We start from the raw sequence: 15376 nt of genomic DNA, 5'->3' as shown, positions 1-15376 counted from the left end.
GGGCCAGAGTATTTCAGATGTCATTCGGGCCGCACAGGATGGTGCGGCCAACGCACACCCAGGGAGGGGATCATGTCCATCAAGAATCTGCTGACGCGGTTTGTACTGCTTTATTTCTCGCTGTCGATTGCGGCAATGGTGGTGATTGCGTATTTCGAGCTGGAGGAGCTCGGTACGCCACTTGGCATTGCGATACTCATGCTGGCGGTCATGTGGCCGTGCGAGGCCTTCGGGCGCAGGAACGGGCGCTATCTGTCGCGCTCCGAGAAGTGGCGGGTGATTGCGGTGATGGTGGCCGTGCTCTTGGGTACGCAACTTCCCGTTGCATTTCTGCTGGTATGGGCCGAAGGCAACGCACTGGACCCCGTGTTCCTCGGAATTTTGGGTGTTGTTGCGCTGTTGTACGCGGGATGCGTGGCGGGCGCGGTCAGCATCACCGGCCGCAATCTCCGCAAGCGCGGCCTGATTCCACAGGGGGCTTCCGACTAGTCGGCCAGGTGGCGCTTCAGCCACTGGAGCTCGTCTTCCGACCACTCCGTGGCTGTCACCGCCTGCCAGCTGTCGATGTAGTGCTCGGTGGCATAGACATGTCCGTAGCCGCGCGGTGCGGCATCGCCGATGGCCACGTCCACGGCCAGCTGCAGCATGGTGACCACCGGGTACCAGGTCAGGTCCGGCGAGACATCCGGGCCACGTGGCGACTGCATCCATTCGGGTTTGCGGTACAGCGCCTGTGGCTCGAAGAAGGTGATCGGGTCGCTTGCGTACTGCAGGTAGACGATGCGCATCGGGCCCCAGGAGGCACCGGGGATGTCCAGATGATTCTCCTGATTGGTGAAGCGCACCACCGAGCTGTCGCGAAAACGCGGTAGCCAGGCCGGGGAATCCGGCTGGCGCTGGCGCGTGATGTCGCGCCAGGTCTCGCTGCGGAAGGGCGGCCCCGCCCACAGGGCACCGTTGAACGGGTCGCCGATCACGTCGTAGAGGTCCGCCGCGCGTTCGGAGTTTAGTGCGCCCAGGCTCAGGCCATAGAGGTACAGCTCCGGACGTGCATCCGCGGGGAGCTGTTTCCAGTAGCTGTAGATCTCCGCAAACACGGCCTGGGCCGTCTCGTGACCGTACTGGGACTCCGACATCAGCGACAGCCAGCTCGGCAGGTAGGAGTACTGCACGGCGACGGTTGCGATGTCGCCGTTATGCAGGTATTCCACCGGCGCGATCGCGCGGTTGTCCACCCAGCCGCGCCCGGTGGGAGTGGCCAGGATCAGGACCGAACGGTCGAAAGCGTCCACCCGCAATAGCTCCTGCAGGGCCAGGCGGGCCCGTTCCTCGATTTCCTCGGCCGCATTCAGTCCGACGTATACCCGAATCGGGTCAAAGGCCTCTTCACCGGTGAAGTCCGCGATGTCGGCCGCGACCGGGGCGTCGCCGATGAAGCGCTGGCCCTGGCGACCCAGGCCCTCTTCCCAGGAGACCAGCGATTCGGCACTGCCTGTGCGGGCGGGGTTGGTCGGTTGCTCGGCCCCGGGGTACTCGCGTACGTCGAACTGCTGGAAGCTGCGATCGGCGGTGCGCAGGCCGTATTCCAGGACGACGCCGTCGATCACGGCCCAGAATACTGCCGCGGCCGCCACCACGCCGATCACGTTCGACAGCCGGCGCGGGATGAAGCGCCGCAGGTGCTGCGCGAGAAACCGCACCAGCAACTGGAACAGTCGCCCGACAGCTAGGGTCGCGGCGAACACGGCCGCGGCGATCAGCCCCAGGCGGACCGGGAAGCCTCCGTCCACCGGCTCCTGATCCATCAACTCGCGGATGGTGTTCTGCCACTCGGTGGCCTGCCACAGAAACATCAGCACGATCAGTGCGGCCCCGCCTCCGGCGATCAGCACCAGTGTGTTGTGCACGCGCTCGCTGGGCTCGGGCAGCTCCAGGTAGGACCACAGCCAGTGGAAAAACACGCCCAGCCCGTAGCCCGCGGCCAGCGACAGCCCGGACAGGACGCCCTGCACGTCGTCGGTACGCGGGATCAGACTCGGGGTCAGCGAGGCGGCGAAAAACAGCGTGGCCAGGATCAGCCCCGGGATCGACAGCGACCCCAGGACACGTGTGGCCCAGCCGGGCCAGATGAAGCGCCGCAGGCGGGTTTGCAGACGGGCGACGACCGACATCGCGTATGCGGTTCCTTCGCGGGTGGAAAGCTTCATCCTGTCTGGCCCGCGAGACGGGTTCAAGTCTCCGTGACGAAGCCCCGTTTGCTCCGAGAACTATTGACCGTTCTGGCGCTGCGCGAAAGCATGCCGCTGGCGAAAGCGAAAGGCCGCTTCGACCATGCGCAGGGCCACGCCGAACAGGGCCACCTGCACCAACAGGCCCCCTGTCGCCGCCCCGGCCGCCAGGCCGGTGGCCAGCCCGAGCGCCATCAGCAGCATCAGGAGCGTGGCGGCGATGCGACTGCGCAGCCAACCGCCGATGACGGCCAGCAGTGCGACCAGTGTCCCCTCCATCATCGTCGGGGTGTGCTGCATCAGCAGGCCGAGTGCGACGACGACCGCACCGGCCAGCGCCAGCAGCCAGCCGGCGACCCGGGCCAGGCGCTGTGCCTTTTCCACTCCGTCGACCGCCTGCAGCAGAAGCCAGAGGTCGGCGCCGGCCCCGGCCCAGTGGCGAGAACGTGAGTGTGTCATCGCGACAGCGTACAACGCGAAAGTGACGGTTCTGTGACAGGCAGTTTGCGCAATCAAACCGGCATCTCCTCAAGGGTCATTCCGGCTGGCGGGTCTCCGGACGGTCTCTGTCCGGAGACCCATGCCCGCGGCCAGGCGTGGGCCACCCCGCCGCGGATTGCTGGTGTGTGGCTACGGCGCATTGCCTTGCGGGCGCGGGCCCAGGGCATGGTCCAGCAGCGCCTCGAAGGCCGGCTCGGCGCGTTCCACTGCCCGCTCCAGGCTCGGGTGCGGTTGTAGTGTGGTCATGAATTTGGGGTGCAGTATGGACAGCTTGGTGACGTCGTCTTCCTCGTACAGCCCGATATGGCCGCAGGGCATCATCGCGCCGACGTGCATCCCGGCATCCAGGATGTCGGGCCCCAGGGGCAGATAGCAGACCTTCAGGGCCGTGATGTCGCCACCGGCCAGGCCAAACTCGGCCAGAAAGATCCAGTCCTCCTCGTTCTCGGCAAACTCGCGGATGGTCCGTGCCAGTTCCTCGCGCGGTTGCTCGGTGTCGCGAATGATGAAGTGGTCGTCGGGTTCGGCTGCAATCGCCGGGGCGGTCAGGGCCAGGGTCGCGGCGACTGCGACCGACAGCGCAAGGCCTGTGAAGGGTGAATAGGTCTTCATGGTTCGTTCCTCCGGGATGTCAGACCCGCACGATCTCGGGCTTTAGCGACCAGGAGATCATCAGCAGTTCTTCCTTCTCGCGCTGGCCGACCCCATGTTCGTCCAGGGCCTCGACGATGTCGTCGACCACCGCGACGAATTCCTCTTCGCTGATGTTCATGCCGCGATGGGTGGTCAGCATGTCGCGTCCGCTGTAGGCCTGCGGGCCGCCGGTGCCGTTGCAGATAAATTCGGTCACCAGGCGAATCACGTCATCGCGATCCGTGTTGGCGTAGCGGTTGCGGATGGTGGCGTTCTGCGTGTGCTTGTCGAAGATGGTCGTGGCGAGTTCGCGGATGCGCGTCTCGCCGCCCAGGCGTTCGTAGAGACTTGTGTCGGTCATGATGAATCCTCCTCGCGGGGGTTATCGGGTGGCCACGTACCAGTTGTTCTGCGGGTCATGGGCCAGTTGATGGACCTGGATGTCGTGAAAGCCGGCGCGCGTCAGGTATTCGCGGGCCCGGGGCTCGCCCCACATCGCGCCCAGTCCCGGGCCGCCCTGGGCGAGTGATACCGGCATGCAGTGCATGCAGGACACGGTGTAGAGAAAGGGGCCCAGGGGATGATCGAGATCGTCGCGGATCGCGCCGGAACCGCGGATGTCCTGCATCAGGTAGATCCCTTCGGGCGCGAGTGCGCGGTGGATGCCCTCCAGGGTGGCCAGCGGGTCGGCCTGGTCGTGGATGGCGTCGAAGGTGGTAATCAGCTCGAACTGGCGTGCCGGCACGTGGCGATCGAGCGTCGCGGCATCCGCCTCAATGAACACCGCGTTGTCCAGCCCGAGGGTCTGCGTCTCGGCTCGGGCCTGCTCGATGGCCTCTGCCGACAGGTCGAGCCCCGTGAACTCGCTGCGCGGGTAGAGCGTCGCCAGCCGGTTGAGGATACGGCCCCTGCCGCAGCCGACATCCAGTACGCGGATGCCGCGTTCGAGGTGGTCGGTCAGGCCCGGCACCAGCGGCAGGATGTCGCTTTCCAGCGACGACAGGACGGACTGGCCGCTGTCCTCGGCCATCACCTCGTGGAAGCGGGCATAGTGTTCGTATCCGACGCCTTCGCCGGTATGGAAGGCGTCCACGATCCGGTCCTCCACCCCGCCCAGCAGGCCGATGTACTGGGCGAAGACGGCCAGGTTGTCAGCCGCGGCGGCCCGGGTCAGGCAGGCGGCGTGTGCCGGGGGCAGGGCGAAGCGCGGGCCCTCCGGCTCCACGGTGACGAAGCCGCCGGTGGCCATCGCGCCCAGCCATTCGCGCACGTAGCGCGGGTTAAGGCCCGCGGCCGTGGCGATCGCCTCCGCGGTCGCGGCGGGTCGGTCGCGCATCTGGTCGAACAGCCCGGTGCGGTGTCCGACCGAGAGCATCAGGCACACCGCGCCGTGGTTGAGGACCTCGATCAGGTGCTCGCCGAAGGCCTCGGCAGTCCGTGGCGTTGCTCTGGTTTGCGAGACAGAAGACATGGGCCGGCCTCGGGGGTGGCGGATGGCTTTGTCTCGAGCCTAGGGGGCGGGGGCGCCCTGCGCTGTCAGAAACTTGCGCCGGGCGGCGCTTTCTTGCGGCAAATGTCCCGCCGGGGGCGTCCGCCGCTGGCCGGCCACCCCGAGGCGGGTGCGGGTCGAGCGAGGAAGGCTCGAAAAAACCGTGTGGCCCTATGCGGCGCTGCCCGCGTGGATGCGCCGGTAGGCCGCCGGGGCAACACCGAAGGCGCGGCGGAAGTGTCGGGCCAGCTGCTGCGACGAGTACCCGGTGGCGCTGGCGATCTCGGTAACGCTCAGGGGGGTGCGGACCAGCAGGTCGCGGGCCCGCTCCAGGCGCAGGCGCGTGAGGTACCGATGTGGTGGCAGGCCATGCGTCTCGCGAAAGGCGCGCGCGAAGTGCCAGGGTGACAGACCGGTCAGGGCGGCCAGGTCGCCCAGTGTGACACGGTGATCCAGATGGCCGCGCATGTATTCGATGACCCGTGCCGACTGGTGCGGCGCGAGACTCGCTCGGCGCGACGCCAGTTCCTGGTGCTGATCCGCGAGGCGGGCGAGGCGCACGACCAGCACCGCGATCATGCTTTCCACGAACAGACGTGCGGCCGGGTCCTGCCGCCCCATCTCCTGCCAAAGGCACGCCAGGGCCTGACTCACCAGTGGGTCGGCCTGTGTGCGGGTATGAAGGGGACCAAAGTCCAGTGGGTCATCGGGGTCGCGTTCCAGGCAGGCGCGGGCGAGTCCCGCTGGTATACCGACAAAACGCATCCTGGCAGGGTCGTGCATCTGGCAGTAAGTAGGAACGTTCGGTGGGATCACCACGAACTCCTTCGGGTCTGCCCAGCCGGAAAAAGCCCCGGCACCGATGTCGCAACGAAAGCGAAAGGGCGCCCCGCAGGTGTCGCTGATCATCAGCTCGCGCACCGGCGGGGTGCTCATGCGCCCCGGCGGGTGGGCGTTCTCGATCATCGGGATCGGCGGGTTTCCCCGCGCGCGGACCTCCTGCAGGAACGGCGCGTCGTGCCCCCGCGCAAAGAAGTCGAGCATACTGGTCGATCGTTGTGGCATCGTCTGCACCCCGCAACCTGGCTTATAGGCCATGGCGAGCCGTCGATCCACTTGTCACGGGATGACCGCGACGGGGATGTCAGCGATAGACCCGGACTTCCTGCTCCCGGCCCTCCACGCCGCGGTTGGCGCAGAACTCCTGTTCATGGCCGTCGGCGTAGCGGATCTCCACGTTGAAACCGGCCCCGGGCGGGTGGTTCAGGGCCACACGGCGGCGTTCTCCGGGGCCGATCTCGCCCTCGCGCAGCGACGACTCGGACAGGTCGTGCCCGAAGTCGAAGTGAACCGCGCGGATGGGGACCTCGCTGTCATTGTGCAGGGTGACCATCAGGACCCCCTCGGGCGGCCCCGGCTCGACGCCCCAGTGCACTATCCCGGCGCCCGCTGCCAGCCCGAGCAGAAACAGCCAGGCGGCGGGCGTGCGCAGGGCATCCACCACGATCTCGTCCCAGCTGCGGCGTTGTCTTTCCTGGTCCACGGGCGCTCCGATTACCAAAAATAAGAAAAGACTAATATGCAGCGCGGGCGCAGGCAAAGGCGCGTATGAACGGTCAGGTCAGTGTTCGGCCTCGTTCAGATCCTCGGATGTGTCCCGCGACAGGTCCGCGGTCAGATAGTCCAGTGTCATGGGCAGGCCCAGGTCCACGCGCGGGAGGTGTTGCAGGGCGATGCGGATGGATCGCGGACGGGCCTCCAGCAGGTGACCGCCGCAGCGGCGGTCGGCGTCCACGAAATGCAGATGGTAGCCGGGCACCGCAACTGACTGCATGAACTCGGGGGTCCAGAAGCCGGCCATCGAACCCTCAATGCCCTCGAATTCGTACTCCGGCTGCTCGCGGGCAACCTCCACCAGCGGCCGGTAGGCGTCCTGGCGCGGGACCGAGCGGGTGCGCACGTAATCGAACACGCCATCCAGCCGGATCGCGTAGACCATGTTGTGCGACGGGATCAGGCGGTTGAACAGGGCGAGCAGCCCGTCGTAGTCCATCGGGGTGTCGATGGTTTCCTCGCTCCACGGGCGAAAGCGCGTGACGCAGGCGAAGGGCGTGCGTGTCTCCGGGCTGACCGCGTAGGCGCGGCCGTCCGAGCGCAGCTGGAAGACCTCGCCATCCAGGACCACCATCTCGCCGTCGAGGTCGTTGAAGGTCCCCAGCCCGAAATCGCCGCGATCGAGGATGTCGGCGATCGTCGTGTCCTCGCGATAAAGCCCCTCGACCAGGGCGTTCACCGGGGCCGAGACATGCAGGCTGGCGGCGGTCGCCGGCGTCTCCAGCCAGCGCTCTATCAGGGCCTGCGGGTCCTGGCCTTCGCGGCGGGCACGGGCGCTCAAGCGTTCCATCAGGTCATCGGGTAAATCGTTACTGGACATCTCGGTGGCTTCCGGTCAGCGCAAACGGTTGCCGGCAAGGTTGCGCGGGCGCTGGGCTTCCCGCAACCCCGTGCCGGTTGCATGTGACCCCGGGGGCGCATTCCGGTATGTTCGCCGGGTTTGCAGACAGGCAGGAAACGCAGCCCAGTGGGAACCGACGAACGCAATCTGCAGGGACTGGTCGCGCAGCTGGCGGAGCGCCTGGCGGGCACTGGCCTGCACGGGCGCATTGGCCTGGAGAAGGAGACCCTGCGCGTCGGCCCGCAGGGCTCGCCGGCCCTGACCCCACACCCGGCGGCACTGGGTTCGGCGCTGACCCACCCGAATATCACGACCGACTACTCCGAGGCCCTGCTGGAGCTGGTCACCCCGCCGTTCGACGATGTGCGCGAGACGCTGGGTTTCCTGCACGACCTGCAGGCCTTCGCCGCCGCCAATGTCGGCGACGAGATCCTGTGGTCCACTTCCATGCCCTGCGTGACCGCCGACGACAACGCGATCCCGGTCGCGCAGTACGGCACGTCCAACGCCGGACGCATGAAGACCGTTTATCGCATCGGGCTGGGGCACCGCTACGGGCGCAAAATGCAGGTGATCGCCGGGGTGCACTTCAACTATTCCCCGCGCCCCGAGTTCTGGCCGGCGCTCGCGCAGGTGCTGGGCGAACAGGACGACCGCGCGTTCCGCGACGAGCGCATGATGGGCATGATCCGCAACCTGCTGCGCTTCGGCTGGCTGGTGCCGTATCTGTTCGGGGCCTCGCCGGCGGTGTGCAATTCCTTCCTCGAGGGCCACGGCGCGGTGCTCGAGGACTTCGACGACGACACCTCCTACCTCCCGCATGCGACCAGCCTGCGCATGGGCGACATCGGGTACACCAACCGCAAGGAGGCGGACACCGGCATCAAGGCGGACTACAACTCCCTTGGCGGTTACGTCGACTCGCTGCGCTGCGCGATCAACACGCCCAGTCCCGAGTGGGAGCGCATCGGCGTGAAGGTCGATGGCGAGTATCGCCAGCTGAACGCCAACATCCTGCAGATCGAGAACGAGTATTACTCCACGGTGCGCCCGAAGCAGCCGCTGGAGCGCTTCGAGAAGCCCACCGATGCGCTGGAGGCGCGCGGGATCGAGTACGTCGAACTGCGCTCGGTGGACATCAACGCCCAGCACCCGCTGGGGGTGGACGAGACCCAGCTGCGCTTTCTGGAGGTGTTCGCCCTGGCCTGCCTGCTGCAGCCGAGCCCACAGCTGGAGGCGGGTGAGCTGGACGCGATCGATGCCAACCTGCTCGATGTGGCGCACTATGGCCGCCGCCCGGGGCTTGCACTGCGTCGCCCCGGCGGCGAGGTCGCGCTGCAGGACTGGGCGCGCGAACTGCTGGCCCTGATGCGCCCGGTCGCCGCAATCCTTGACCAGGAACTGCCGGGCGACCCGTACCGCCGTGCGCTAAGCGAGCAGTGGGGCAAGGTCGAGCAGGCCGATCTGACTCCCTCGGCGCGCATGCTGGAGGACATGATGGCGCGCGAGGAGGGCTTCTACCGCTACGCCAGCCGTCTGTCCGCGCAGCACCGCGAGGCGTTTCGCTTCAACGGTCCGCTGCCGCGCGCCGAGACGCTGGAGGCCCTGGCGCGCCAGAGCCTGGCGGAGCAGGCCGCGATCGAGGCGGCCGATACCCTGGACTTCGATACCTTCCTTGCCCGCTACTTCGACGGCACGCTGCGCGCCTCCTGAACCTTAGTGTTTGGTTGTTGATTCGATATTTTCGAATCTTCAAGCGGAAACAACGCGATTTATCTTCGAATTTATCGACATGATAATCGAAGCCATCATCCGTAACCGTGGCGACTGGACCGCTACAGAGGGAACCCCATGAGTCTTCTGATCAACGGCGAACTGCGCGAGGGCTGGCTGGAAGAGGAGTCCGACGAGAACGGAGAGTTCGTGCGCCAGGACCAGCAATACCGCAACTACGTGACCGCCGACGGCTCCGCGGGCCCGCTGGGCGAGGGCGGCTACCCGGCCGAGTCCGGGCGCTACCACCTGTACGTCTCCTATGCCTGCCCCTGGGCGCATCGCGCGCTGATCCTGCGCAAGCTCAAGGGTCTGGAGTCGCACATCGGGCTGTCGGTGGTGCATCACTACATGGGCGACGCCGGCTGGTCCTTCGATGACTGCGACGGCTGCACCGGCGACCGCGTGCACGGCTCCCGCTACATGCACGAGCTCTACACCCGCACCGATCCGAAGTACACGGGCATCGTGACCGTGCCGGTGCTGTTTGACACCCAGACCGACCGGATCGTGAACAACGAGTCGGAAGACCTGGTGCGCATGTTCAACAGCGCCTTCGACGGCATCACCGGCAATACGCTGGATTTCTACCCGGAGGACCTGCGCGAGGAGATCCACGCGGTCAACGATCGCGTCTATGAAAATGTGAACAACGGCGTCTACCGCTCGGGTTTCGCAACCTCCCAGAAGGCCTACGATGCCGCCTGGGACCGCCTGTTCGAGACCCTGGACTGGTTGGAAGAGCGTCTGGCACGCCAGCCGTTCCTGGTGGGCGACCGGATCACCGAGGCCGACTGGCGACTGTTTACCACCCTGGTGCGCTTTGATCCGGTCTACTACAGCCACTTCAAGTGCAACCGCCAGCGCATCATCGACTTCCCGGCGCTGTCGGCCTACCTGCGCATGCTCTACCAGCGCCCCGGCGTGGCCGAGACCGTGCGCATGGATCACATCAAGGCGCACTACTACGGCAGCCACCCGATGCTGAACCCCAGCCGCATCGTGCCGAAGGGCCCGGTGTTCGATTACAGTGCGCCGCACGGTCGGCCGCTGGGGGATCTCCCGGCCGAACTCCGGAACGCCGCGGAAGTGTGACGGTCGTTACACTATTGGCGAGGATTACGCGGGCCCGGGCTTGCTCGGGCCCGCTTTTTAGCGAGGGGTTGGCTGGGTGAAGGCGATTGGCTGGTTGCTGGGGTTGGTAGCTGTGCTCGCGCTGGGCGTGGCTGCCTGGTACGGGCTCGAGGGCGAATTCCAGTCGAACAGTGGCGACGCGCAGGCCGCCGACGAGGCCCCCGAGGAGGCGGATCGCCGCACGCCGGTGCGGACCTCAACCGTGCAGCCGCGCACCTTCGAAACCATTGTCGAGTCCCTGGGTACCGTTCGCGCCAACGAATCGGTGCTGGTCACCGCGAACGTGACCGAGCGCGTGGTCGAGGTCCTGTTCGACGATGGTGACGAGGTCGAGGCAGGGCAGATCCTGGTCCGCCTGGATGCAGACGAGGCCGAGGCGGCCCTGCGCGAGGCGCGTGTTCAGGTCGAAGAGGCCGAGCGCGAACTGGAACGTGTGCGCGATCGCGTGGCCGATGGCGTGGTGACACAGCAGCAGGTGGACCAGCAGCGCTCGCGCCTGAGCGAGGCCGAGGCCCGGCTGGCGGCCGCCGAGGCGCGCGTGGCCAACCGCACGATCCGCGCCCCATTTTCCGGCCGGCTGGGCCTGCGCCAGGTGAGTCCCGGTTCGCTGGTGAGCCCCGGTACCCCGATCGCGGAGCTGGATGATATCGAGCGGGTGAGGGTCGATTTCGCGGTCCCCGAGCGGCACGCGGCCGCGATCCCGCTGGGTAGCACGGTCTATGGTCGCAGCGCGATCGGGGTGTTCGAGGGACAGGTCTCGGCGGTGAGCAACCGCCTCGATGTGTCGACCCGGACGCTGACGGTGCGCGCGACGGTGGACAACCCCGACTTCATCCTGCGCCCGGGGATGCTGGTCAATATTCGCCTGGCGCTGGATCCGGTCGAACGGGTCGCCATCCCCGAGGGCGCGGTTCAACAGGTGGCCGATCAGCACTTCACCTTCCGCCATCTGGAGGACGGTACGGTAGAGCGCGTACGGATCCGCATTGGGCGTCGCATGCCGGGCTTTGCCGAGATCCTGTCCGGGCTGGAAACCGGGGATGTGGTCGTCTCCGAGGGCGTGTCCCGAGTGCGGGACGGGCAGTCCGTGCGCGTGCTGCCGCCGCGCGTGCCCGAGTTCCTGGAAACCGGCGAGGCCGGTGACGCGCAATGATTATCTCGGATGTCGCCAATCGCCGTCCGGTCCTGGCGATTGTCTTCAACCTGCTGCTGATTACCTTCGGCCTGATCGCCTACGACAACCTGCCGCTACGTGAATACCCCGACGTGGACCCGCCCGTGGTCACGATCGACACCGTCTACCCAGGCGCCAGCGGCGACATCATCGAGCGCGAGGTGACCCAGCGGCTGGAAGACCGGGTCGCGGGGATCGAGGGCATCCGCTATGTGGAGTCCACCAGCGAGGACGGCCAGTCCCGCATTACCATCGAATTCAACCTGAATCGCGACCTGGACGCGGCGGCCAACGACGTGCGCGAGGCCGTCAGCCGCGCGATGCGCGACCTGCCCGAGGATATTGACCCGCCGGAGGTCACCAAGGCGGATGCCGACGCCAACCCGATCCTCTGGCTGAACCTGTCCAGTACCACGATGGATCAGCTGGAGCTGGCGGACTACGCGGAGCGTCACCTGATCGACCGCATCTCGGTGGTGGATGGTGTCGCGCTGGTGCGCCGCGGCGGTGCGCGCAGCTATGCGATGCGGATCTGGGTGGACCGCGAGGCCCTGGCTGCGCGCGAGCTGACCGTAACGGACATCGCCGATGCCCTGGAACAGGAGAACGTCGAGCTCCCGGCCGGGCGTCTGGAGTCGGTCGAGCGCGAGTTCACGGTGCGGGTCGATCGCCAGTACCGCACCCCGGAAGACTTCTCCAACCTCGTGCTCAAGCGTGGCGAGGAAGGGCAGCTGGTGCGGCTGAGCGACGTCGCCGAGGTGAACATCGGCGCCGACACCGAACGCAGCGAGTTCCGCGGCAACCGCGAGGACATGATCGGCCTGGGCATCATCCGTCAGTCGAATGCAAACGTGCTGGATGTCGCCAACGGGGTGAAGGCCCTGGCCGCCGATCTGCAGGACAGCCTGCCGGAGGGTACCTCGCTGGTGACCACCTACGACGAGTCGGTGTTCATCGAGGGGGCGATCCGCGAGGTCTACATCACGCTGGCCGTGGCGACGGCGGCGGTCGTATTCGTGATCTGGCTGTTCCTGGGGAGCTGGCGGGCGACCATCATCCCGGCGGTGACGGTGCCCGTGGCGATCACGGCGGCCTTTATCGGCATCAACCTGTTCGGGTTCTCGGTCAACCTGTTGACCCTGCTGGCGCTGGTGCTCGCCGTGGGGTTGGTGGTGGATGACTCCATCGTGATGCTGGAGAACATCCACCGGCGCATCGAGCGTGGCGAGCCCGGTCTGCTGGCGGCCTATCGTGGCGCCGGGCAGGTGGGCTTCGCGATCGTCGCGACCACCTCGGTGCTGATTGCGGTGTTTGTGCCGCTGGCCTTCCTCGAGGGCACGGTCGGGCGTCTGTTCACCGAGTTTGCGATCGCGATGGCGATCGCCGTGTTCTTCTCCAGCCTGGTCGCGCTCACCCTCGCGCCCGTGCTGTCCGGGCGGCTGATGCACAAGGGCGACGATGACACCGGCGCGGCGCGCTTTATCAGTCGCGGCTTTTCCTACCTGGAACGCGGTTACGGGCGTGCGCTGCAGACCGGCCTTAAGGGAGCCTGGCTGATCGTGCCGATCCTGGCGCTCGTGCTCGCGGCCGCCTGGTATCTGTTCGACACCCTGCCCGAGGAGTTTGCGCCACAGGAGGATCGCGGTGCCTTCTTCGTGATGGTCGACGGCCCGGAGGGGGCCAATTTCGACTACATGAGCCGCCAGATGGCCGAGATCGAGACCCGCATTCAGCCCTTGGTCGAGGACGGTCCCATCCGTCGGGCCCTGGTGCGTACGCCGCGCGGATTTGGCGGGTCGGAGCTGATGAACAACGGCTTTGTGATCGCCATCCTCGAGCACTGGGACGACCGCGACATGTCGGGGCAGGAGGTGATCGACGAGGTGCGGGGCATCGTCGAAGAGATGCCGGGGGTCGAGGCGCGCGTGGTCATGCGCCAGGGCCTCTCGCGCGGACGCATCGGTCCGCCCGTGCAGTTTGTGATCTCCGGCCCGGACTACGACACCCTCGAGGAGTGGGGCGAGATTATGCGCGAGGCGGCCGAGGGCATCGACGGCCTCACCCGCGTGGATCTCGACTACGAGCCCACCCAGCCGCAGATCAATGTGCGCCTGGACCGCGACCGTGCCGGCGACCTTGGTGTGTCCATGCGCGATGTCGGGCGCACGCTGGACATCGTGCTCGGGGGGCGCGATGTGACGACCTTTGTCGATCGCGGCGAGGAGTATGACGTGATTATCGAGGGCCTGACCGACCAGCGCCGCACCCCCGGGGATATCGACAACCTCTATGTGCGTTCGGCGGCCGGCTCCATGGTGCCGCTGTCGAGCCTGGTCACCTACGAGGAATTTGCCGGTCCCTCCTCACTGGAGCGTTATAACCGGGCACGTGCGGTCACCCTGACCGCCGGCCTGCAGGACGGGATGACGCTCGGCCAGGCGCTGGATGCCCTCGATGCCAAGGCGGCCGAGCTGCTCCCGGCCGAGGCCGGGATCGACTACAAGGGAGAGTCGCTGGACCTGCGCTCCGGTTCCGAGGCGATCCTGTTCGTCTTTGCGCTGGCGTTGCTGGTCGTGTTCCTGGTGCTGGCTGCCCAGTTCGAGAGCTTTGTGCACCCGTTCGTGATCATGCTGACCGTGCCACTCGCGGTGGTCGGGGCATTACTGGGGTTACACCTGACTGGCCAGACCCTGAACATCTACAGTCAGATCGGGATGGTCATGCTGATCGGGCTGGCGGCCAAGAACGGCATCCTGATTGTCGAGTTCGCCAACCAGTTGCGCGACCGCGGGCGCGACTTCGACACTGCCGTAGTCGAGGCGGCGCGCATGCGTTTGCGGCCGGTGCTGATGACCGCGCTGACCACCGTGGCCGGGTCGATTCCGCTGATCCTGGCCTCCGGGCCGGGCGAGGAGACGCGCTTCGTGATCGGGGTGGCGGTGTTCTCGGGTGTGCTGTTTGCCACGCTGTTCACGCTGTTCGTGATTCCGGCGGCCTACAGCCTGGTCGCGCGCGGCACCACCTCGCCGCTGGCGACCACCCGCCGCCTGCACGACCTCGACGCCGAAGTCACCGACGTCGACGGCGAACGCCGCGGCGGCCACGCCTCATCCGCCCCCCGCGCCGAACCCTGATTTCCCGTTGCCGGGCCGCCTGTCTTGTTGTGGCTGGCCCTGGATCGGCCTCAGTGTTTATGTGCCTTTGGTCCGCATACTGCCGAGCGCTCACTCGCGAGCGCGCCGCGCCCGTTTTTGATCAACAACGGGCTTTCTTGCTTGCCCAAGAAAGTACCCAAAGAAGGGCACCCGGATTCCGCCCGGGGACCTTGCTCCAGGGCCCTCGGGCCGGCGGCGCTGAAACTCGCTGCGCTGTCGCTTCGCTCAGACAGTCAGCGCCCCCGTTTCTATTTTGAATCGTCCGTCCCGAGGACCCTTCCGCAAGGGGCTTCATACGGGGGGAGAAGGTCAAAACAAGAGCCATTCCCCAACGTTTCGCCCAACTCCGACGCCGTAGGGTGCGGTTGAGCGCAGCGAAACGCACCATCCCAGCGTCCGGGCAACCCTGATGCGATTCGCTACGCTCATCGGCATCTTACCCTTGGCGCCCGCTTGCGGGCGCGGCACGCTATGGCCGTAGGCCGAGCGTGCCGAAGATGTCCGAAGACCCAGCCTCCATCCAGAAGCACGAACATGGGGATCGCCGCTGTTTAGACCTTCACCCCCCGTTGTCGTCGCGCCGAGTGGAGAGGGTTTTCGCGGGAAGAGAGGCGCTGACTGTCTGAGCGAAGCGACAGCGCAGCGAGTTTCAGCGCCGCCCGCGAAAAGCCTCGGAGCGAGGGAAACCCCGGCCCGCATAGCGGGCCGGGGTCGCGGCAGTCGGGCGTGTTTCTTGGATACTTCTTTGCACGAGCAAAGAAGCCCGTTTTTGATCAACAACGGGCGCGGTGCGCTGGCGAGACAGCGCATGGCAGGCGGCGGCCCGAAGCCACC

At 66.7% G+C, this 15376-nt stretch carries 13 protein-coding genes; 5 read left to right on the top strand and 8 right to left on the bottom strand.

The genetic code is table 11. The features are described from left to right. Positions 1–72: 72 nt before the first annotated feature. Positions 73–489, top strand: a complete 417-nt coding sequence (locus tag C936_RS0100755) for an ABZJ_00895 family protein (protein ID WP_018137916.1) — start codon at positions 73–75, stop codon at positions 487–489. Here the strand turns inward: C936_RS0100755 and C936_RS0100750 are convergent. From C936_RS0100750 to budA, 8 genes are all read right to left on the bottom strand, one after another. Further along, on the bottom strand, positions 486–2171 hold the full coding sequence (locus C936_RS0100750) for an alpha/beta-hydrolase family protein (RefSeq protein ID WP_018649107.1): 1686 nt from the start codon (positions 2169–2171) through the stop codon (positions 486–488). The genes C936_RS0100755 and C936_RS0100750 overlap by 4 nt on opposite strands. Before the next feature lie 96 nt (positions 2172–2267). Continuing rightward, entirely contained in the window at positions 2268–2687 is a 420-nt protein-coding gene (locus C936_RS0100745) for a hypothetical protein (RefSeq protein WP_018649106.1), read from the bottom strand. 171 nt (positions 2688–2858) lie between these two features. Then, on the bottom strand, positions 2859–3341 hold the full coding sequence (locus tag C936_RS0100740; protein ID WP_018174912.1) for a DUF302 domain-containing protein: 483 nt from the start codon (positions 3339–3341) through the stop codon (positions 2859–2861). A 19-nt stretch (positions 3342–3360) separates the two neighbouring features. Then, positions 3361–3723: a group 1 truncated hemoglobin gene (locus C936_RS0100735; RefSeq protein WP_018138891.1), complete on the bottom strand. Its 363-nt coding sequence runs from the start codon at positions 3721–3723 to the stop codon at positions 3361–3363. A gap of 21 nt (positions 3724–3744) precedes the next feature. Beyond that, positions 3745–4833 (bottom strand): class I SAM-dependent methyltransferase, encoded by a 1089-nt coding sequence (locus C936_RS0100730; RefSeq protein WP_018138892.1) that lies wholly within the window; start codon positions 4831–4833, stop codon positions 3745–3747. A gap of 189 nt (positions 4834–5022) precedes the next feature. Then, on the bottom strand, positions 5023–5895 hold the full coding sequence (locus C936_RS0100725; protein WP_018138893.1) for a helix-turn-helix domain-containing protein: 873 nt from the start codon (positions 5893–5895) through the stop codon (positions 5023–5025). A gap of 100 nt (positions 5896–5995) precedes the next feature. Next, positions 5996–6394 carry a hypothetical protein gene (locus tag C936_RS0100720; protein ID WP_018138894.1) on the bottom strand — a complete coding sequence of 133 codons (399 nt, stop codon included), beginning with the start codon at positions 6392–6394 and terminating at the stop codon, positions 5996–5998. A 78-nt stretch (positions 6395–6472) separates the two neighbouring features. Beyond that, positions 6473–7285 (bottom strand): acetolactate decarboxylase, encoded by an 813-nt coding sequence (gene budA, locus C936_RS0100715; protein WP_018138895.1) that lies wholly within the window; start codon positions 7283–7285, stop codon positions 6473–6475. A gap of 147 nt (positions 7286–7432) precedes the next feature. On the opposite strand from budA, the gene gshA reads away from it, so the two are divergent. From gshA to C936_RS0100695, 4 genes are all read left to right on the top strand, one after another. Further along, on the top strand, positions 7433–9019 hold the full coding sequence (gshA, locus tag C936_RS0100710; RefSeq protein WP_018138896.1) for a glutamate--cysteine ligase: 1587 nt from the start codon (positions 7433–7435) through the stop codon (positions 9017–9019). 138 nt (positions 9020–9157) lie between these two features. Beyond that, on the top strand, positions 9158–10174 hold the full coding sequence (locus tag C936_RS0100705) for a glutathione S-transferase family protein (RefSeq protein ID WP_018174911.1): 1017 nt from the start codon (positions 9158–9160) through the stop codon (positions 10172–10174). Positions 10175–10250: 76 nt separating this feature from the next. Beyond that, the gene (locus C936_RS0100700) at positions 10251–11366 is read left to right on the top strand and encodes an efflux RND transporter periplasmic adaptor subunit (RefSeq protein ID WP_018649105.1); all 1116 of its coding nucleotides are present in this window, start codon (positions 10251–10253) and stop codon (positions 11364–11366) included. Then, on the top strand, positions 11363–14521 hold the full coding sequence (locus C936_RS0100695; protein ID WP_018174909.1) for an efflux RND transporter permease subunit: 3159 nt from the start codon (positions 11363–11365) through the stop codon (positions 14519–14521). The genes C936_RS0100700 and C936_RS0100695 overlap by 4 nt, the downstream gene beginning before the upstream one ends. Positions 14522–15376: the final 855 nt, after the last annotated feature.

Source organism: Thioalkalivibrio sp. ALJ4, assembly GCF_000377225.1.
Taxonomy (GTDB): domain Bacteria; phylum Pseudomonadota; class Gammaproteobacteria; order Ectothiorhodospirales; family Ectothiorhodospiraceae; genus Thioalkalivibrio.
Note: the sequence above shows the minus strand (reverse complement) of the source record. Positions and strands in the feature narration are given on the sequence as shown.

Bases quoted from the DNA above. Each gene is read 5' to 3' on its own strand.
- C936_RS0100740 (WP_018174912.1), bottom strand. From the start codon at position 3,341: ATGAAGACCTATTCACCCTTCACAGGCCTTGCGCTGTCGGTCGCAGTC.
- C936_RS0100750 (WP_018649107.1), bottom strand. From the start codon at position 2,171: ATGTCGGTCGTCGCCCGTCTGCAAACCCGCCTGCGGCGCTTCATCTGG.
- C936_RS0100695 (WP_018174909.1), top strand. From the start codon at position 11,363: ATGATTATCTCGGATGTCGCCAATCGCCGTCCGGTCCTGGCGATTGTC.
- C936_RS0100735 (WP_018138891.1), bottom strand. From the start codon at position 3,723: ATGACCGACACAAGTCTCTACGAACGCCTGGGCGGCGAGACGCGCATC.
- C936_RS0100755 (WP_018137916.1), top strand. From the start codon at position 73: ATGTCCATCAAGAATCTGCTGACGCGGTTTGTACTGCTTTATTTCTCG.
- C936_RS0100725 (WP_018138893.1), bottom strand. From the start codon at position 5,895: ATGCTCGACTTCTTTGCGCGGGGGCACGACGCGCCGTTCCTGCAGGAG.
- budA (WP_018138895.1), bottom strand. From the start codon at position 7,285: ATGTCCAGTAACGATTTACCCGATGACCTGATGGAACGCTTGAGCGCC.
- C936_RS0100745 (WP_018649106.1), bottom strand. From the start codon at position 2,687: ATGACACACTCACGTTCTCGCCACTGGGCCGGGGCCGGCGCCGACCTC.
- C936_RS0100705 (WP_018174911.1), top strand. From the start codon at position 9,158: ATGAGTCTTCTGATCAACGGCGAACTGCGCGAGGGCTGGCTGGAAGAG.
- C936_RS0100730 (WP_018138892.1), bottom strand. From the start codon at position 4,833: ATGTCTTCTGTCTCGCAAACCAGAGCAACGCCACGGACTGCCGAGGCC.